Source organism: Pseudomonas sp. IT-P74 (assembly GCF_949768175.1).
Classification (GTDB): domain Bacteria; phylum Pseudomonadota; class Gammaproteobacteria; order Pseudomonadales; family Pseudomonadaceae; genus Aquipseudomonas.
Map to the genome: position 1 here is coordinate 139,183 of NZ_CATKQD010000003.1, position 19,165 is coordinate 158,347.

Annotated in this window: 11 protein-coding genes; 4 read left to right on the top strand and 7 right to left on the bottom strand. The window is 59.5% G+C overall.

Annotated features, from left to right (window positions below; genetic code table 11):
* Nucleotides 1-90: 90 nt before the first annotated feature.
* The 3 genes from ACM6J5_RS03305 to ACM6J5_RS03315 all read right to left on the bottom strand — a co-directional run bounded on the left by ACM6J5_RS03305 (nucleotide 91) and on the right by ACM6J5_RS03315 (nucleotide 2,183).
* Nucleotides 91-954 carry a LysR family transcriptional regulator gene (locus tag ACM6J5_RS03305; RefSeq protein WP_095941874.1) on the bottom strand — a complete coding sequence of 288 codons (864 nt, stop codon included), beginning with the start codon at nucleotides 952-954 and terminating at the stop codon, nucleotides 91-93.
* A 139-nt stretch (nucleotides 955-1,093) separates the two neighbouring features.
* Complete coding sequence (locus ACM6J5_RS03310; protein WP_007946492.1) at nucleotides 1,094-1,408, bottom strand: SCP2 sterol-binding domain-containing protein; 315 nt, start codon at nucleotides 1,406-1,408, stop codon at nucleotides 1,094-1,096.
* A 64-nt stretch (nucleotides 1,409-1,472) separates the two neighbouring features.
* On the bottom strand, nucleotides 1,473-2,183 hold the full coding sequence (locus ACM6J5_RS03315) for a histidine phosphatase family protein (protein WP_095941875.1): 711 nt from the start codon (nucleotides 2,181-2,183) through the stop codon (nucleotides 1,473-1,475).
* Between the two features lie 201 nt (nucleotides 2,184-2,384).
* On the opposite strand from ACM6J5_RS03315, the gene sohB reads away from it, so the two are divergent.
* Nucleotides 2,385-3,407 (top strand): protease SohB, encoded by a 1,023-nt coding sequence (gene sohB, locus ACM6J5_RS03320; protein ID WP_414927814.1) that lies wholly within the window; start codon nucleotides 2,385-2,387, stop codon nucleotides 3,405-3,407.
* Between the two features lie 142 nt (nucleotides 3,408-3,549).
* Here sohB and ACM6J5_RS03325 read toward each other — a convergent pair whose 3' ends face one another.
* The gene (locus ACM6J5_RS03325) at nucleotides 3,550-4,137 is read right to left on the bottom strand and encodes a hypothetical protein (RefSeq protein WP_414927815.1); all 588 of its coding nucleotides are present in this window, start codon (nucleotides 4,135-4,137) and stop codon (nucleotides 3,550-3,552) included.
* A gap of 286 nt (nucleotides 4,138-4,423) precedes the next feature.
* Between ACM6J5_RS03325 and ACM6J5_RS03330 the strand changes: the two genes are divergently transcribed.
* Nucleotides 4,424-8,311, top strand: coding sequence for a dermonecrotic toxin domain-containing protein (locus tag ACM6J5_RS03330; RefSeq protein WP_414927816.1), 3,888 nt, complete (start codon nucleotides 4,424-4,426; stop codon nucleotides 8,309-8,311).
* Nucleotides 8,312-8,362: 51 nt separating this feature from the next.
* Here ACM6J5_RS03330 and ACM6J5_RS03335 read toward each other — a convergent pair whose 3' ends face one another.
* Both ACM6J5_RS03335 and ACM6J5_RS03340 read right to left on the bottom strand, forming a co-directional pair.
* On the bottom strand, nucleotides 8,363-8,857 hold the full coding sequence (locus ACM6J5_RS03335; protein WP_095941879.1) for a DUF934 domain-containing protein: 495 nt from the start codon (nucleotides 8,855-8,857) through the stop codon (nucleotides 8,363-8,365).
* A complete protein-coding gene (locus tag ACM6J5_RS03340) occupies nucleotides 8,841-10,499 on the bottom strand; it encodes a nitrite/sulfite reductase (protein ID WP_095941880.1) in 1,659 nt (552 codons plus the stop codon). The genes ACM6J5_RS03335 and ACM6J5_RS03340 overlap by 17 nt, the downstream gene beginning before the upstream one ends.
* A gap of 522 nt (nucleotides 10,500-11,021) precedes the next feature.
* Here ACM6J5_RS03340 and ACM6J5_RS03345 point away from each other — a divergent pair.
* A complete protein-coding gene (locus tag ACM6J5_RS03345; protein ID WP_150673383.1) occupies nucleotides 11,022-12,107 on the top strand; it encodes an ABC transporter substrate-binding protein in 1,086 nt (361 codons plus the stop codon).
* Between the two features lie 6 nt (nucleotides 12,108-12,113).
* Here ACM6J5_RS03345 and ACM6J5_RS03350 read toward each other — a convergent pair whose 3' ends face one another.
* A complete protein-coding gene (locus ACM6J5_RS03350) occupies nucleotides 12,114-12,332 on the bottom strand; it encodes a DUF2970 domain-containing protein (RefSeq protein ID WP_095941882.1) in 219 nt (72 codons plus the stop codon).
* Between the two features lie 167 nt (nucleotides 12,333-12,499).
* Here ACM6J5_RS03350 and ACM6J5_RS03355 point away from each other — a divergent pair, with 167 nt between their 5' ends.
* Nucleotides 12,500-19,162, top strand: a complete 6,663-nt coding sequence (locus ACM6J5_RS03355; protein ID WP_414927817.1) for an NEL-type E3 ubiquitin ligase domain-containing protein — start codon at nucleotides 12,500-12,502, stop codon at nucleotides 19,160-19,162.
* Nucleotides 19,163-19,165 lie beyond the last annotated feature (3 nt).

Below are 19,165 nucleotides of genomic sequence, written 5' to 3' on the forward strand. Positions count from 1 at the left end.
TTTTGTTATCTCTCTCAGATTAGCCGATCCCGGTGATTTGACGGACCGAACCTTGAGGACACAACGGCCATGATCCGGTGCAAACCGGTCTCAGGTCAGCGGATCCCAGCGCTGCGACCAGTCTTCGTCGGAGTCGATGACCTTGCGCAGCAGGTCGAAGGCGTGTTGCAGCGTCGGCGAGTCACGATCGCGCGAGTAGACCAGATAGGTCGGGTAGTTGAATTCCGGTGCCTTGGGCACCCGTTCCAGGGCGCCGCTTTGCAGATAACTCTGCACGACGCGGGTGCGAAAGTAGCCACTGCCGCCGTTTTCGAGAAGGTACTGCAAGCCCAGCGGACCGAGATTGAAGCTCAGCGCAGCCTTGGCTTTTTCCGGCAGCGCGGCATCGTGCTGGCGCCGGAAATCAGCGCCCCAATCGATGTACACATAAGGATCGGGCTTGTCGGCCTGGCGCACGAGAATCAGCTTTTCTTCGAGAATCTGCTCGACCTGCAGACGCGGCCAGTACTCGGGCTGATACACCAGCGCGGCATCCAGAACGCCCAGCTCCAGTTGCCGCAGCAGGTTTTCGCCGTCGCGGATTTCCATGCGCAGGGCGTGGCTGGGGATGTTCTTGCGGATTTCGCCGGCCCAGCCGAGCATCAGCGGGTTGCACAGACTCACCTCGCCACCGATGTGCAGCACATCGCGATAACCCTCGGGCAACGGCAAATCACGCCGCGCGGCTTCCCAGGTTTGCACCAGCTGATTGGCGTACACCACGAAGGCTTCGCCGTTGGGCGTCAGACGGGCGCCGGCACGGTTGCGCACGAACAGGGTGCCGCCCAGTTGGCTCTCGAGTTTTTGCACCCGTGCGGTGATCGCTGTCTGGGTGACGTGGAGTTTTTCCGCGGCGCCAGCCAGGCTGCCATGGCGGACGATTTCGAGGAAGGTGCGGGCGAGGTCGATGTCCATGGGGTGGCCGGTGTGGGGAGTGCGGATATTGTATGAGCACCACCGAACCTGTGGCGAGGGGGCAAAAACGACGAATCCCGCCACTAAGGGCGGGATTCGTTTACAGCAGGCACGCTCCCGACAGCCGGGAGTCAGGTGCTTACGACGGGAACAGCTCGGACAGTTTCATCGCCAGCATCATGTCGCCTTCAGCGCGCAGTTTGCCGCCCATGAACGCTTGCATGCCGTCAGTCGAACCATCGACGATGCCTTGCAGGGTTTCGCCGTCCATCACCAGAGTCACTTGGGCGTCCGGGTTCTCGCCTTCCTGCAGCTCGCAGGTGCTGTCCTTGACGATCAGCGAGAAGTTCTTGGTGTCGTCGATGCGGAAACCGAAGACCAGGTCCAGACCGGCAGCGGCGGCTGGGTTGAACTTGGCTTTCATTGCTTGTACGGCATCAGCTACGGAGGTCATGGTTCGATCCTTTCTTGGGTAATAAGAGCTGGGTGATTACAGCCAGGGTCACAATAGTCCGGACTCAGCGAAATGTGATGAGTTCCGGGGCCTTCAACAGTTGCAGGTGTGCATGACTGTTGAAGGAAGCCAGCGACACCTCGCGACCACGAAACTTAAGCTGGTTGAGCGAGGTGTTGACGATTTGCCAGTTCAATTCAAAGGCCTGCCGGGCAGGCATTTGCGTAATCAGGTGGAGCAGGGCGGTGATGGTGCCGCCGGAGGTGAACACGGCGATTTTCTGAGTGTTGTCGGCCTGGTCGAGGATGCGCTGCAAGCCCGCCTGCACCCGCTCGACAAACCCCAGCCAGCTTTCCAGGCCCGGTGTGTCATAGGTTCCGGCCAGCCAGCGCTCGATGATCAGGGCGAAGATACGCTGGAATTCACCACGGTTTTGCGTGGCGTTGCGCAGGATGTCCAGGGCTTCGGGTTCGTCCGGCAGCATGGCCGGCAACAGCGCGCGGATCACCGCATCGGCGTCGAACTCGTTGAAGGCGGAGTCGGTTTCCAGCAGCGGCACCGGCAGGCCCGCCGCGGCGAATTGTTCCAGTGCGCTGTTGGCCGTGTGCTGCTGGCGACGCAGGTCCCCCGCCAGGCAGCGGTCGAAGCTGATCCCGAGTTCGGCCAGGTGCCGGCCAAGGATTTCAGCCTGACGAATGCCGGTCGGCGACAGGACGTCGTAGTCGTCTGCACCGAAGGAGGCCTGGCCATGTCGAATCAAATAGATGCTGCCCACGTCCGCGTCTTCCCGGTACGTTGAAGGTTTGGCGAGGTTATGAGGATGGCGGTGTGCTGTCAATGAAAAAACATACGCTTGTTTGAAATGCTTGTTACAGGCCTATTGCCAGAGGTTTCACGGCTGGTCGCAAGGTCGGCGCATGGGTATGCTGGAGGTATCCCGCGCGCGATCATGCCGCGCATCGTTTGAGGAGTCCCTGTGGAGTTTTTTTCCGAGTACGCCATTTTTCTGGCCAAGACCGTGACCCTGGTGATCGCCATTCTGGTGGTCCTGGCCAGTTTTGCGGCCTTGCGCAGCAAGGGACGGCGCAAGTCGTCCGGCCAGTTGCAGGTCAGCAAGCTCAATGATTTCTACAAAGGGCTGCGCGAACGCCTGGAGCAGACCTTGCTCGACAAGGACCAGCTCAAGGCGCTGCGCAAATCGCAGGTCAAGACCGAGAAAAAACAGAAGAAAAAACCCGAGGCCAAACCACGGGTTTTCGTGCTGGACTTCGACGGTGACATCAAGGCGTCAGCTACCGACAGCTTGCGTCACGAAATCACTGCGCTGCTGACGCTCGCCACGCCAAAAGATGAAGTGGTACTGCGCCTGGAAAGCGGCGGCGGCATGGTTCACAGCTACGGCCTGGCGTCTTCGCAACTGGCGCGTATCCGTGAGGCTGGCGTGCCGCTGACCGTGTGCATCGACAAGGTGGCAGCCAGCGGCGGCTACATGATGGCGTGCATCGGCGAGAAGATCATCAGCGCACCGTTCGCTATTCTGGGTTCGATCGGCGTGGTGGCGCAGTTGCCCAACGTCAACCGCTTGCTGAAAAAGCACGACATCGACTTTGAAGTGCTGACCGCCGGTGAATACAAACGCACCCTGACCGTGTTTGGTGAAAACACCGAGAAAGGCCGGGAGAAATTCCAGCAAGACCTGGACATCACCCATCAACTGTTCAAGAACTTCGTGTCGCGCTATCGCCCGCAGCTGGCGATCGATGAGGTGGCCACCGGCGAAATCTGGCTCGGTGTCGCGGCGCTGGACAAGCGCCTGGTCGATGAACTCAAGACCAGTGACGAATACCTGGCAGAGCGCGCCAAGCAGTCCGAGCTCTATCACTTGCACTACGCCGAGCGTAAGAGCCTGCAAGAGCGTATCGGCATGGCGGCCAGCGGTTCGGTCGATCGCGTGTTGCTGAGCTGGTGGAGCCGTTTGACCCAGCAACGCTTCTGGTAATTATGCGCTCAATCAACTAAACGCTATTGTCCGCTTTTGTACCATGAACGATTAAAAGGCCTTGAACGATGCCATGCAGGCAATATTCAAGGCCTTTTTTATGGAGACTGAAAACTTAAGGGGGCAAGTGTTTATCCGTTGCTCAGTGCTGCCATGTTATTTTTGGAGTTCGGACAAGGCTGTTATTGATATTCCAATCCAGGATCCTTCCATTATCGCCATAAGTGGCCGACGCCTTGATCAGTGAATCGATGTCGGCAAAGCGAATTTCATCCATGGCGCTGATCAGTCCTTTTCTCAGATAAACACTATCGTCATCAACCGATATTGGAAACGCCGATGGTCCTGGCGCATGGCGATTGAACTGAAACTGGAATTTATAGAGGCGGTCGAGCATAAACATCCCGGGTTCATTGAGTTGCTCTTGTAATGTAGTCGGTAGATCAGGATATGAAGACCATGGCAGCTCTAAGCTGTCCATTTCACCTGGAACCTGTTTAAAGCCATTTGCCTCCAGGGCATCAAGCAGGTTATCGAGGCTCTTGAAGCGAACATCGTCAATTTTTGGCCATTCCTCGTGTTTAATATAGATGAGAGTGTTATCAGTCTTGATGGGAGTGTAGCCAATATCGCCATTGGCATCGCAGTATAAAATGGCGAGATAACTAAGATCTTCTTCTTTCCAAAGTGTCTTGAATGCGGAGTTTCGGGCTTGATCGGAAATATACATTGTGCAAAATCCTTTTGCGGTTAGTTGGTGGGGCAAACTCTATCGCGAAAAACTTAAAAGTATTGCTCGGAGTTTATTACTGGGGTTTTCAAGTCAATATTGCGACGTTGGCTGTCTGGCCGATTAGCTGGTTTGAGTTGTGTCCCGTTTTTTTGCCTGCGAACGCTTGCCCGATGTCCTCCACGGCCTGGCGAAATCTCCGTAGGCAGCAGGCGACCGTTCCTGCTTTCGGCAAGGTAGCGGCTGGTTATGTTGGTGTTCCAAAAACAGTTGCCATGGAACGCACATGAATGACCATCGGACACCGCTTCACGCCGAACATCTGCCGCTGGGCGAAACACTCAAGTCTGTGGTGAGCGCGGCTTTGCCGCAGTCTCCCGAGCAGTTCGGTGCACAGTTGATCAAGGAAAAATGGGGGCAGGACATCGATCCGCACACAGCGCTGCTGGTCACCCTGGATTATCGCTATCGCGGGCACCCGCCGCAGGACGGTATCGAGCAAGGCCAGGTGGCAAATTCGCAAACCCTGGTGCAGGCGTTGCTGAAGAACTACCAGAGTGTCGGTGACGGGCGTTTTGCCGAAAGTCTGTTTGGCTTGTTCACGCCGCCCGATGTCGGTCCGTCCATTCGCATCGTGGATCATGTCGATGAATTCGCCGACCACGGCAACGGCAACCACCACACCTACGAAGGCATCTATCGCCGGACCACGCCCCAGGTGTATGGGCCGGCAACACAAATTGCCCTGAGGCCGGCGGCGTTCAAACAGTGGGTATGGGATCTGGATCTGCAGACCCGCTATCAGGCTTACCTTGATCGCGCCTGGCCCTCCGATAAGCGAATCCTCCAGGCGGCGCCTTTCGATCTGAGAACCTCGGCCAGGGCCGCTTTCATCATGAGCGCCTGCCTGCAACATCAGGAGGGCAGTTTGAGTCAGGAGGGGCTGGCCCTGGCCATGCAGGCCGCCGGTTTGCCAGCGGAGCAGGCCTGGAGTGCGTTGACCATCGAACAGGTACAGGCACCCACTCGCGTCAGCCCGCCGATCGAGGTCGGGCGGCTGACGATCTATCGTTACACATCGGACGATATCTGGTGTTATTGCCACCGCCGCAGCGGCCGGATCTTGTTGAATATCCCCGGCAACTCCTCACCCTTGCATGAGTTCGCCGACTGGTCGCAGCTGCGCCAATGGGTCGTGGCCCAAGGCCGGGTTGTCGCGACACGGCAAGCGCTGGTCGCGCATTTTGCGGAGGACGATCGTGAAGACGGCACTTTCCATGCGGGCGTGTTGACGGCGCTGGACGGCATGGCGGTGTACCCGAAGGAACACTGGCTGAAAAAGAACGCGGGGTTCTTCAACAACGATGGTTTCTGGGACCCGCAGGACTACATAGACCTTGAGCGTGCGCCGTCCGATACCGATCCGTTCGCGCAACTGGTGCTGACCATGAAGCAGGCTTCCATGGCCAGCGTCAAAACCATCCGCGACGATGCCCAGGTCAATCGCGACAACCTGAGCGCGGTGGTGGAGCCGCTCGTGCAGTGGATCAACCGGCTGGGGCCTTTGGCATTGTTCATTCCGGGCGGTGAGGGCGTCCTGGTGCTGGCCGGTCTGATCGACGCCGGTTACGGCCTCAATCAGGCCATCAACGGTAAAACACCCGGGCAGCGCTCCGAGGGCGTGACGCGCACGGTGTTCGGCTTGCTCAATGCGCTCCCGTTGGCCGGGGCGGTGGCGGCACTCAAGGGCGAAGAAAAAATCGCCGGAACGCTGCACGAGCCGGGGGAACCGGGGAGCGAACCTCATCCCGGAGCGCCGGCCGAGCCCACGCCCGGTTCGTCTGCGGTGCCCATGCCGACGCGTGTGGAGCTGATGCGAGGCGTTTGCGCACCGCTTGCTGCCTTCAGTGACGAGGTATTGGCGCAGATCGCCCGGGTCAGCACGGTCGACGACGATATGTTGCGCCTGATGCAGACCGGTCGCGCGCCGACGCCGATGCTTGCCGACACCATCACTCGCTTCAAGCTCGATCAGGCGCTCGAGGCCGTCGCCGATCCGCAAGCGCGGGCCGGATTGTTCAATGCCCGCTATCAGGCGCTCCAGCACACGGATCAGGATTGGATTCGCCTGTTCCAGCGCGAGTACCAGGGTTTGCCGAAAAGTGCCGTGGAGCAGATCCTCGACCGTTCGGGAGTTGACATCGATCGGCCCATTGATGCTGTCGAGGCACTGCAACTGTTCAAGCGCCTGGACAACAAGGCGCGCGAGTATCAGCAGCATGTACGACTCAACCGGGCCTATGAGGGCCTGTACTTGCGCTCGATCAGTCATCCCGATTCCGATGTCCTGGCGCTGCATTCCCTGCAGCGTCTGCCCGGTTGGCCGAAAGGCTTGCGCATCGAGGTGCTCGACGGGTCGATCAGTGGCCGGGTCCTGGACCGTTGTGGCCCTCGTGATTCAGCGGATTGCCGGCGCTTGATCAAGGTCGGTGATCGCTATCGGCCTACCAGGGTGGCAGCTACCGACGGCGAGGGTTCGGATCTGTTTACCGCGCTGGTCGATCTATTGTCCGGGGAGGAACGCGCGGCGATGTCGCTAAGCGCGTCCGACACAGCCAGCCAGTTGCGTTTGCGTATTGGCGCGCATGCCTTGTCCCGCGCCGAACTGTTGCTCGGCCTGGATCGAATGGATTCGCGGCTGTCGTTCGAAGCCGGGGGATTGCGCGGCGGCGGCTTTCCGAACACGCCACCGGGCGCTGTGCTGGCTCACGAAATCATGCGCATGCAGGTCAGGGATCTGTATCCGGAATTCTCCAATGCCCAGGCGGACGAGTTACTCCTGACGGCGGGTGCCGGGGCCCTGGCGCTGTTGGATCGCCTGACGCTCGAGGTGCGGCAGTTGCATGCCGATCTGCGTCACTGGGTTGACCAGGCCGTGCTGGATGTCAATGACATGGACGTGGATTTTCTCGCGGTGGGCGATGATGACGCGGCGGGGATGAGTCCTCAGCAGGTGGCGGCGCACAATGCCGAACTGCTGCAAAACGTGATCGACTACGAGCGTGAAATGCGAACCGAACTGGGCGACGAACTGATGAGCATCTGGCAAAAGTGCCCGCCCCAGATCAATCGAGTCTTGTCCGGCGAAGTGTTGCTCGGTTACAGACTGGACCTGGGGTATCTGGACTACCACCGCTTGCCGACAATGAACGTTCGCTTCAATGAAGTCGTAGAGCTTTCGATGCCGCGCCTGCATATCGTCGAGCGGGAGAGCCTGAACGCTTTTCTCGATAGTTTCCCCAATCTGCACACACTTAACCTGAAAAGCGTCGATCTGCGTCGGTTCAATGCAGATGATGTGCTGGAGGCGGTATTGCCTCCACCTGTTCGGCAAATGACTCGACTCACAACGCTCAACCTGAGTTCCACCTTTCTTCGGCTTCAGGAGAACACGGCTTCGCAGTTTCGTGATCTGGTGAATTTGCAAACGCTGGATCTGAGTGAAAACCCGTTGACTGTCCCGCCCGTGGTATTGGGGATGAATGAGTTGCGTGTGTTGAACCTGAGAAACACCGGGATCAGCCATTGCCCGATTGGTATCGCCGATCAGCCTTGTTTCACTTCCCTGGACTTGCAAGGCAACCGGATCAGCCGGGTTCCCTACGCGATACTCAATCAGGCGGTCTCCCGGGACCGGGTGAAACTGTGGGGTAATCCACTGACGGATGAAGAGACGTTGCTGCGTCTGGTCGATCATCGTGAACGCACCGGCATCAATCTGTGGCTGAGCGAGCCGGGTGCCGATTATGGCAGTGCGACGCCCTGGCTGGAGGAGAGTGATGAAAGCGTTCGCGAAGCGCGGCAACAGATCTGGCAACGATTGGTCGTCAAGCCATCGGGCAGTGCGTTGCTCCGGGTCATGGATGGATTGAGCCTGACGGCGGATTTCCAGGTCGGCTACCGGTCGTTGCAGGCACGGGTATGGCGCTTGCTGCAGGAAGCGGATACGTCAGAAGAGTTATGGGGTTGGTTGCGTCAGTGTGTCGAAACGCGGAGGGGCGATGCGCAGAATCCGTTCCGGTTGTTCGTGGTGCTGGAGGATCGAGTCCGGCTGTACCGCGATTGGGTCGCCATGGGGCGGCCAATGCCGCTGGCCGACTATCCGCTGTTTTAACGGGGAGGGTGAAGCGCCTTGAACCCTTAGCCTGGGTTCAAGGCGTAACGGTCAGCGACGACGGAACAGCGGCAGCGGTTCGTCGGTAGCGGCCTGGTAGGTCACCGAGAAGTCCTTGAGGCCTTCAAGGGCTTCGTGCGGGTCTTTGTCGGCGCGAATGGCAAACGCGTCGAAACCACAGCGATGCATGTAGTACAACTGGTCACGCAGCACGTCGCCAATGGCCCGCAACTCGCCCTTGAAACCGTAACGGTCACGCAGCAGGCGGGCGTTGGAGTAGTTGCGGCCATCGGTGAATGCCGGGAAGTTCAGGGCAATGACCTGGAACTGTGCCACGTCTTCGCCGATTTCCTCGGCTTCTTCATCGGCGTCCAGCCAGATGCCCAGGCCGCCATCGCGGGCCAGGAGCATGCGGCTGTGTTCGCGCCACAGCTGCAACGGCACGATGAGGTCGTCGCAGTTGCTGATCTCATCGATGTTGAAGTCCTTGGGCAGCAGGTGCCAGGTCTCGTCGACGACCTCGTTGTTCTTAATGATTCGCTGCATAGACACGCTCCTTGAAGAGGTCGATACCAATACGCTGATAGGTGTCGATGAAGCGTTCGTCTTCGGTACGTTGTTCGATGTACACGTCGATCAGCTTTTCGATCACGTCAGGCATGGCTTCCTGGGCAAAGGACGGGCCGAGGATCTTGCCCAGGCTGGCGTCACGGCTGGCGCTGCCGCCGAGGGAAACCTGATAGAACTCTTCGCCTTTCTTGTCCACCCCCAGGATGCCGATGTGGCCGACGTGGTGGTGACCACAGGCGTTCATGCAACCGGAGATGTTCAGGTCCAGTTCGCCGATGTCGAACAGGTAGTCCAGGTCGTCGAAACGGCGCTGGATCGATTCGGCGATCGGGATCGACTTGGCGTTGGCCAGGGAGCAGAAGTCGCCGCCCGGGCAGCAGATGATGTCGGTCAGCAGGCCGATGTTCGGCGTGGCGAAGCCTTGCTCGCGCAATTCGCCCCACATGGCGAACAGCTTGTCCTGCTCGACGTCGGCCAGGATGATGTTCTGCTCGTGAGAGGTGCGCAGTTGACCGAAGCTGTAGCGGTCGGCCAGATCGGCCACGGCGTCGAGCTGTTTGTCGGTGATGTCGCCCGGTGCAACGCCGGTTGGCTTCAGGGACAAGGTCACGGCCACATAGCCCGGCTTCTTGTGGGCCAGGGTGTTGCGCACGCGCCAGCGGGCGAAGCCCGGGTGCTGCTGGTCGAGTTCGGCCAGGGCGGCGCTCTGATTGTCCAGGGCCTTGTAGTCCGGGTCGACGAAATGCTTGGCGACGCGCTGCACTTCGGCTTCGGTCAGCGTGGTCTGGCCACCGCGAAGGTGCTCCATTTCCGCATCGACTTTCTGTGCGAAGACTTCAGGCGTCAACGCCTTGACCAGAATCTTGATCCGCGCCTTGTACTTGTTGTCGCGACGGCCATAGCGGTTGTAGACCCGCAGGATGGCGTCGAGGTAGCTCAACAGGTCTTGCCACGGCAGGAATTCATTGATGAATGCACCCACCACCGGCGTACGGCCCAGGCCACCGCCGACCAGGACACGGAAGCCCAGTTCGCCCGCGGCGTTGTGCACCGGCTCAAGGCCGATGTCATGGACTTCGATGGCGGCGCGGTCGGAAGTCGAACCGTTGACGGCAATCTTGAATTTGCGCGGCAGGTAGGCGAATTCCGGGTGGAACGTGGTCCACTGGCGCACGATCTCGCACCATGGGCGCGGGTCGATCAGTTCGTCGGCGGCGACACCGGCAAACTGGTCGGTGGTGACGTTGCGCAGGCAGTTGCCGCTGGTCTGGATCGCGTGCATCTGCACGGTGGCCAGTTCAGCGAGAATGTCCGGAATGTCTTCCACGGCCGGCCAGTTGAACTGCACGTTCTGCCGGGTACTGATGTGGGCGTAGCCCTTGTCGTAGTCGCGGGCAATCCTGGCCATCATTCGCACCTGGCGCGAAGTCAGTTGGCCGTAAGGCACGGCGACTCGCAACATCGGCGCGAAACGCTGGATGTAAAGGCCATTTTGCAGGCGCAGGGGGCGGAATTCTTCTTCGCTCAGCTCGCCTGCCAGATAGCGTCGGGTCTGATCACGGAACTGCTTGACGCGGTCCTCGATGATCCGCTGATCGTATTCGTCGTATACGTACATATAAGTCCTGTTCTCAGGCTTGGGCCGGTCGGAAACAGCGGCGTATTTTGGCTTGCTGGCGTCCGATAAAACCTCGGCAATTCTGCGCGCACGGCCGCGCACTCCCTACGGAGCCGGGGCAAGATACCAGTTTGCAGTTATGCGTAAAAGTGATGTTTGAGCATATGTAAAGAACCAAATCGCCTAATGAGAATCGTTGTTGCAAAGACCCTGTTTGTGATGCGGGCAATCGTCGTCTTTACTCTGCTCGAGTCTTTATGCAATCACCGATAAAACCGACAAGAGGCGATGCAATGAGCAACCCAACCAAAGCACGGAAAAGCGATAGCACTGTTGATGCATGGGCCATTTTGTTCCTGATCATTCTGGTCGTGGGGACGGCTGTTTTCTGGGTCAGTCATCAGTAAGCGACCCCGTCCGGGCCCGGTTCCGACGATTGTCTGACAAAAACCGGAAAAATCGCCGTTTTGCGGATGTTCGCTGGCTATAATGCGCGGCGAATTTCCGGGGCTCGGACGACCAATGTTGAAGTTGCTGTGTGGCATATTACTGACACTGGGCATGGTGGTGGGACATTGTGCCCAGGCGGCGTCTGTGCTGTTCCTGAACCCGGGAACCCCCACGGAAGCGTTCTGGATGAGTTACTCGCAGTTCATGCAGGCCGCGGCGACCGACCTGGGGATGGATTTGCGCATCCAGTATTCCGACCGCATCTCTGAAAACACCATCGGCCAGGCTCGCGAAGCCCTTCAGGGCCACCATCGCCCCGACTACCTGGTCTTCGTCAACGAGCAATACATCGCCCCCGAAATCCTGCGGCTGGCCAAAGGCAGTGGCGTGAAGCTGTTCATGGTCAACAACGCCCTGACTCCGGATCAGATGAAGCTGATCGACGCCCGTCCAGACAAATATCCCGATTTGCTCGGCAGCCTGGTGCCCAACGACGAGGAGGGCGGCTACCTGATGCTCAAGGAGTTGATCCGCCAGCACGGCCCGGTGGCCCCCGGCCAGACCATCGAGTTGCTGGCTTTTTCCGGATTGAAGATCACCCCGTCCGCGCAATTTCGTGAGAAGGGCATGCGGCGTGCCTTGGCCGAGCACCCCGAGGTGCGTTTACGGCAACTGGTGTACGGCGGCTGGACCCGGCAGCGTGCCTATGAGCAGGCCAGGTTGCTGTTCAAGCGCTACCCGCAGACGTCGCTGGTCTGGGCCGCGAATGACGAAATGGTGTTCGGCGTGATGCAGGCGTATGTCGAAGCGGGAGGTGTGCCAGGCAAGGGCGCGCTGTTCGGCGCGATCAACAATTCACCCGCGGCGTTGCAGGCACTGCTGGACCATCGCCTGAGTGTCTTGCTGGGCGGGCACTTCAGCCTCGGTGGCTGGGCGCTGGTGCAATTGCATGACTACGATGAAGGCGTGGACTTCAGCCAGTACGGTGGCCGTGATCGCCAGATCCCGTTGTTGCAACTGATCGATCGGACACAGGCCAGGCGACTGCTGGCGATGGGCACTGCGCAGGACTTCGGCGTGGATTTCCACAAACTCTCGGCCAAGGGGCGTCCCGCGTCCTGGCGTTACCCGTTCACCCTGCAGACCCTGATGCACTGAATACCGTCAAACCCCGGCCAGAAGCAGTACCAGCTTGACGATGCCGAACAGCGTCAATGCAAACACCGCCGTGAACACAATCCCCAGAATCACGAAATGACTCGGCTTGCCGTGAGTGAAATCACGGGCCCGGTTCTTCCCGCTCTGCACCCCGAACGCCGCCGCCATGACACTGTGCAGCATTTGCCAGAAGGTCGGTGGCTTGTTGTTGCCCGGATCGTCCATAAAACCCTCGCCTGAAATTGGGTCCCCACAGCATAGCCAATCTGCCGATTCATGCCGTGGCTGCCTGAAACGCTTTGTCTCGCCTTTTCGAACTTGCGGTAACTATGTACCGCAGGTGTCCAGGCTCGGGGTGGTGTCCTGTCGCTCCATTTACCAGGAGAGACAGTATGAGCATTTCATCCCGCACTTCGTCCCCGACGTCGAAGGTGCAGTCGCCTATTGAAGGTTCAGTGTCGAAGCCGTTGCTGCCCGGCAAAAGCAGTATGCACAGTGAATTGCTTGAACGCATGACCCCCGATTGGTTGATCGACGCCACGTCGCCAAGGCGCGCCGCGATCAAAGATAGCGCAACACGCCTGCCTGACTGGTACCGGCACGCATCCGGCGCGCAACAGCAGGCACTGAGGGAATGCTTCAACGCCAGTTTTATCTCGCAGACCCGGCTGGACCAGGCAATGTCCGCGCTGCACGATGCCGAAACATTCGCCGGGCCGATATTGACCAAGGCTCTCAAGGACAGGTTCTCGATCGACGTCGATGTCAACAAGACCTGGGTGTGCCTGCGGCGCCCCCTGGAGGTTGGCGTGCTCGAAGTCGAAATCACGTCTTTCGAGGTGTTGAAGCTGTCCTTGCTCCAGGCAGCATTGCACAACTTTGAGGCCTCGGAGTGTGAAGAAGGGGCCTTCCACCGTGATTCAGGCTTCGTCGTCGAAACGTCGACCCCCGGTACATTCCGGGATGTTGCGCTGGACATGACGGTCAGGCAGTTCTTGTCGCTGTGCAGAACCCTGGACATCGGAGCACAGTATCAAACCTGCGTGAACGGATTTTTCCAGCCAGCCGATACGCAGGCGCAAGCCAACCTGCGCGAGCAATTCATCGACAGCCAGAAAACCGCGATGAGGGCGGCTGCCGAGTTGGCGTTGTTGAAAAAGGACATCGAACCGCAAGACTATTCGATGATCCTTTCGGTCATTGGCGGGGAAGTCCATCCCCGGATGGGCGACAGACAGGTCTGGTTCCGCGACCTCATCTTGATGAAGCGCCGGATGACCGGCTGTGTGGTGTTCAGCATCAGCGAACAGTATCGCTACACCAGCGATTTCATCGTCTACATTCCCCATGATCCCGAGCATCCGCTCAAGCGCTACACCTCGGCGCAGTTGCGTGACGAATTCAAGCGCCAGTTCACGGCCGGCAATTCACGGTCCGCAAGCGATGGCAAGCCGACCGCGCACCAGCGGTTTTTCAGTCAATTCGTGGCTTACGCCGACCGCCCTTACTACTTCAGCCAGTTCACCCGCAAGGCCGCGGATTCTCCGAGCGATCCGTTGCACTCCATCTGGGTCAAGGTCGCCCGGTACATTCCACCGGCCTCTACGTTCGTCGGTATCAAGGAACTGCCCCCTGAGACCCAGGGCAAGCGCGAACCGGTGGAAGATCCTTACCTGGACCCAATGGGCACGACGCGTAAAGACGTAGCCGGAATCTGGTCCGCCAACACCGATCTGTGGACTTATCTCTACGAGCAAAACCGCGCGAAGGTCATTGCCGATGCGCGCAGCCATGCCGTGCCCTCGGCTGACGTCGATGCAAAGGTGCGGGCAGAAAAGCTCAATCACCTGCTGGAAATCGGCATGCTGGGCTTGAACATGGTGTCGATGTTCGTGCCGGTGCTGGGTGAGATCATGCTGACGGTGATGGCCGGGCAATTGCTGTATGAATCGTTCGAAGGGGTTATCGAATGGAGCGAAGGTGATCGCGTTGCTGCCAAGGCGCATTTGGTCGATGTGGCAGAAAACCTGGCGCTGATGGCGGTAATGGCCGGGGGCGGCAAGGTACTGGGCAAGAGGGTGCGGGTTGCACCCGAGCCCATGATCGAAGGGCTGGACGCCATCAAGCGCCCCGATGGTGCGACACGGCTGTGGAAACCCGACCTGAAGGCCTATGAGTCCAGCGTTGTGTTGGACGATGAAATCGCCCCCAATGCCCTGGGACAGTTTCGTGCGAACCGCAGGACTTACATCCGCCAGGCGGGCAAGGTGTATGAGATCACCTTTGATTCATCGGTGAGAAAGTGGCGCATCAAACACCCTTCCGATACCGGGGCCTGGCGACCGATTCTCGAACACAACGGCCACGGTGCCTGGCGCCATACGCTGGAGCGTCCTCTGAAGTGGGACCGACTGACCCTGTTGCGGCGCATGGGCCATGCGACCGAAGCCCTGACGGACGAACAACTGCTCACCATCGCCGATGCCAGCGGTATCAGTGACAATGCCCTGCGCAAGATGCACTTGGATCACCTGCCTCCACCTCCGGGGCTGGCCGATTTGTTGTCGGCGTTCGAGGCTGGCCCGGGGAGCACCGAGGCGGGCAAGGGGCCGGTGGCGATGTTGCAGCGTGCTTGCCCGGGGCTGAGTGAATCCGCTGCCCACAGGGTGTTGCTCGATGCCAATGCCGAGGAACTGGCGCGGTGGCAAGCGACGCGGCGGATCCCCTTGAACATGCTTGAAGAGGCCCGCTGGTATGCGCGGCAAGGGCGCGTCAACCGTGCATTTGCCGGGTTGCCTCTGGAGCGCATGGCGTCGGCGGACAGCCGATGGCTTGCACTGCATTCCCTGGAAAAGCTGCCGGGCTGGTCCGACAGCGTGCGCCTGGAAGTGCGCGACGGCCACGTCGAGGGGCCGCTGATCGATGGCATTGGCAGTGAGACTGCCGACACGCGCAAATATGTGGTCAAGAAAGGGCCGGCTTACCAGGCGTTTGATGAGCGCGGTGAGGCGCTCAACGGCATTCCTCGAGATGGCGACAATTTTTACTCGTCGATCATGCATGCCTTGCCCGACGAGGCGCGCCAGGCGCTGGGCGTTCCCCATGTGACTCAGGGCAGCCAGTTGCGCACGGCAATCATCGACCATGCCTTCGCCCATCGTGCCGAGCTGGCACAGAGCCTGGAGGCACGTACTGACAAGCATGCGACGTTCAGGCCGCCGGTTCGGGTCAACGAACGGTTGGTGGGGTACTACGCCAGCGGGCGCGGGCAAGGGATCAACCCTTCGCTGGCAACGCGGGTACGGGATGTCTATCCGGCGCTGACCGAACAGCAGGCCAACGGATTTGTCCTGGCGCAGTTGCGGGCGGGAAAAACCGACGCGCAGATTTACGGTTTGTTGCAGGCCCGCCTGCGCGAGTGGGAGGCGCTGGAAACGACGCTCGATCATTGGGTTGGCGAGCCATCGTCGGGCTCTGCCCTGGAGCGCATGTTGGGCGGCAAGGCCTCGGTCGCGCAGAGTCTCAAGGATAGCTGGCGCAACTCGCCGTTGGCCGCGGAGCACGCGCGCTTCACATTGCTTGACCTGACCTGTGATGAAGCGCTGCCTGCGTTGTCGGCGGATTTCTCCCATGTGCGTGATCTGTACGTCCGGGGCCGGTGCATCACCGACGCCAATGCCGATGCACTGCTGGGCAATTTCCCCAGGTTGAGAAAACTGCGGATCACCGCCACGGGTAATCAGTTCAGCAATGTGCCCGAGGTCATCGGCAGGATGCCGGAGCTCACCGACCTGAACCTGTATTCATCCGCTCCCTACGCCGCCGACATGCCGTCGAGGCTGGGTGCGCTGACCAGGCTTGAGTACCTCAATGTCCATTGTTCGGGGTTCGCGCCGATTGCGCTGGATGTCAGCCAATTGCGCAATCTGCGCCTGTTGGAAGTGCTTGCACCTTCGTTGTTTGAATGGCCCGCCGGGGTTCTCGATCTGCCGCGACTTGAGCGATTGAATCTCAAGGGCACCGGGATCAGAACCTTGCCCGACGGCATTTTCAGCGGACATGAAAAACTCTGGTCCGGACTGTCGCTGGACTGGTCGAATTTCCTTCGTGAAAACTTCAGGCCGGCGTATGAGTACGCCAAACGGCAATCCCCACACCGTGTTGATCTCGAGACAATGGTCAGTGATTACAGCAAGGGTGAGTTGAGACGCCTTGGGGATGGCTCCAACGAGAATTACGAGGCGTTACTCACTCAGTTTGTCGAGCAGTGGCAGGACGCCGAGGCGAGGTACGGGGCGATCGAAGCCTTGAGTGAGCAACACCATGTACTCAACCGCAACCTCAACGACTGGTCCTATCGTGTGTTTAAGGTACCGACGGCGATCAACGAAATGACAGGTCGGACATTGGCGGCGAATTCCCTGAGAGCCTGCTGGCGCAACGGCGTTTTCAAGCGCTACGGCGCCACAGTCAATGCCTCGGTGCTCGACTTGCCCAATCTGGGGCTCAGTGATTTTCCCGAGCTGCCGGCCGGTGCTTTCCAAGAGGTGCGAACGTTGTATCTGAGGGGGAGTAAAGCGCCCGCAGCACAGATTCGCGGTTTCATCAGCGGGTTTTCCGGTCTTCAAGCACTCGACTTGCGTAGTTGCGGCCTGACTGAAATCCCCATCGGCCCCGGCGATCTCGGAAAATTGACTCAGCTGGATCTCTCCAGTAACGGGATTGTTGTCGATCCAGGGGTTCAGCAAGGTCTTGATGGGTTGCAGACGCTTGAGTATCTGGACCTGAGCAGCAACCCCCTGAACACCCTGGACCTCAGCGCAATGGCTCACCTCAAGGCCTTGAACCTGCGCGCGACTGGGCTGAGGGAATGGCCGGCAGGTGCTCAGAGCTTGCCGGAGCTGACCTGGCTGGACTTGCGCGACAGCAGGATTTCCGAGCTGCCGGTGGCGGTGCTGGAAAACGAGGTGTTGCTCAAAACCAATCTCGGCGGTTCGCCATTGACCCCTCAGGCTGGCGCAATGCTCCGGACCGCCTGGCAGCGAACGGAATTGGCCAGGGGGCTGCCAGAGGGCACCCTGCAGCGGTTCGACATGGAACCGATACCGCTTGCTTTCCCTCCGCCCGAGAGTGGGTTTTCCATTGCGCAGCATTTGCTGGTGCTGCCTGAGGTTCCGGCGGGAGAGGGGGGCGAGGTTCTGACAAAACGCCTGCAACGTTTGAAGCCGACACTGGCCGATGATGAAGCCTTGCAAGCACTGGAACAGATGCGTGAGCGCGGGGCGACCGAGGTGCAAATCAGCGAGCGCCTTGCCGGTTGGGAACAAAGCTTCGAAGCGCTTATCCGTCAGTTGAATGGCTGGATCTTTACACGGGGAGTCCGCGGCACAGGCTGGACAACGTCCTCAAGCATTCGCAGGTTGGGCGCCTTGCGCATCCTCGAATGCTGGCGCGAAGGCCTGGCTGGCGTGGAGAGGGTAGCCGATGCCGTATTGGATCTGAGCGGCCTGCAACTGGGTGATCTCCCGGAGATGCCGACAACGTTCGAGCACGTCGGCAGGTTGAACCTGACCGGTGTAGTACTGACCCGGGCAGGCTCCGACGGGTTCCTCACCGCCTTTACCCGGCTCAAGACCCTGGAACTCAACGGCAATGGGCTGGAGGCCATACCCGAGCCGGTCCAGCACATGGGTACGCTCGAACGCCTTGAACTGACTTCGAACCGGCTGAGTGATGCCGAACACCTGTACGCCTCGTTGAGCAATCTGGAACGTCTGAACCGTCTTGACCTGGGCTACAACGAACTGGACTCCTTCGATCTCGACATTTTCGAAGCGCTGGTGACACTCGATCTGCGCAATAACTATCTGACGCAATGGCCGGGGGGCGTGCTGGATGCGGCCCACCTCAGAGTCCTGAATCTGAGTGGTAACTACATCACATCGGTTCCGGCGCAGGTTCTGGATGGCAATCACAATGTCCTTATGATCGGCATCGACCTGAGTGACAACAACCTGGCGCTCGAGAGTCTCGAGCGCTTGAGGGCCTACCGAGACTCGGGAGCACGGGACACCGTGCTGGGGATCTCGCGGACTGAACTCGACGAGGCGCTGGATGATGCTCACGACCAAAGCGACAGCATCGAGTCGGATGAAGAGCTGCCTGAGGTTGAGCCTGATTCCGCGCAAAAGGCCCCTTGGTTAACCAATTTGACCCCGGAGGAGTTGGCCGGTAAAAGCCGGATCTGGGATCAACTGGCGGCCGAGCCGGACAATGCCGCGTTCTTTCATTTGCTATCACGATTGCAGGACACCCAGGAGTTCCGGGTGGCCAATGCCGACTTGACGCGACGGGTCTGGACAGTGATGGAAGCCGCGGCCAGTAACAGCGAACTTCGGGAAGTCCTGTTCGCCAGTTCGGCTACCCATGGCACCTGTGTCGACGGGCGAATCCTCACGTTCAGCGGGCTGGAAAGCAAAGTGTTCACCCACAATGCCTTGCTCGACATGCCGCCTGGAGGCTTGAGTGTGAAGGGCCAGGCATTGCTGAAACTGTCCAGGCAGTTGTTTCGACTGGACAGGATCGATGATCTGGCGACCAAGGCCGCGGCGAATACCGGCGAGGATGAGGCCGAGGTGCGCCTGGGCTATCGAATCGGCCTGACTTCAGGCTGGGATGACGGTCTGACCTTGCCGGGGCAGCCGAAACACATGACCTATGCCTCTGGTGTCACGCGGCAACAACTGGTGGACGCGCGCGTGGAGGTCGGTAATGCGGAGCGGTCCGACGGGTTTTTCGAAGACTTGATCCAGCGCGACTATTGGGTGGATTACCTCAAGGAGAAATACCCTGAAGAGTTCAGGGCACTCGATGAGGCGCAGAGTCAGGCAGGGGAGGATGACGGTGCCGATAGCGCCGATGATGGTGCATTCCTGAACCTGCTGTTCGAACAGGCGGCGGCGCGCAACGCGAAGATGATCGAGTTGTCCCGCAAGGAAGTCTCGGAGCTGGCGGGTGAAGAACCGCAACCAGGGACATCGGCCAGGAATAGCTAAATC

Excerpts from the sequence above, each read along its gene's own strand:
- ACM6J5_RS03305 (WP_095941874.1), bottom strand. The coding sequence starts at position 954 with ATGGACATCGACCTCGCCCGCACCTTCCTCGAAATCGTCCGCCATGGC.
- ACM6J5_RS03310 (WP_007946492.1), bottom strand. The coding sequence starts at position 1,408 with ATGACCTCCGTAGCTGATGCCGTACAAGCAATGAAAGCCAAGTTCAAC.
- ACM6J5_RS03325 (WP_414927815.1), bottom strand. The coding sequence starts at position 4,137 with ATGTATATTTCCGATCAAGCCCGAAACTCCGCATTCAAGACACTTTGG.
- ACM6J5_RS03330 (WP_414927816.1), top strand. The coding sequence starts at position 4,424 with ATGAATGACCATCGGACACCGCTTCACGCCGAACATCTGCCGCTGGGC.
- ACM6J5_RS03335 (WP_095941879.1), bottom strand. The coding sequence starts at position 8,857 with ATGCAGCGAATCATTAAGAACAACGAGGTCGTCGACGAGACCTGGCAC.
- ACM6J5_RS03340 (WP_095941880.1), bottom strand. The coding sequence starts at position 10,499 with ATGTACGTATACGACGAATACGATCAGCGGATCATCGAGGACCGCGTC.
- ACM6J5_RS03345 (WP_150673383.1), top strand. The coding sequence starts at position 11,022 with ATGTTGAAGTTGCTGTGTGGCATATTACTGACACTGGGCATGGTGGTG.
- ACM6J5_RS03350 (WP_095941882.1), bottom strand. The coding sequence starts at position 12,332 with ATGGACGATCCGGGCAACAACAAGCCACCGACCTTCTGGCAAATGCTG.
- ACM6J5_RS03355 (WP_414927817.1), top strand. The coding sequence starts at position 12,500 with ATGAGCATTTCATCCCGCACTTCGTCCCCGACGTCGAAGGTGCAGTCG.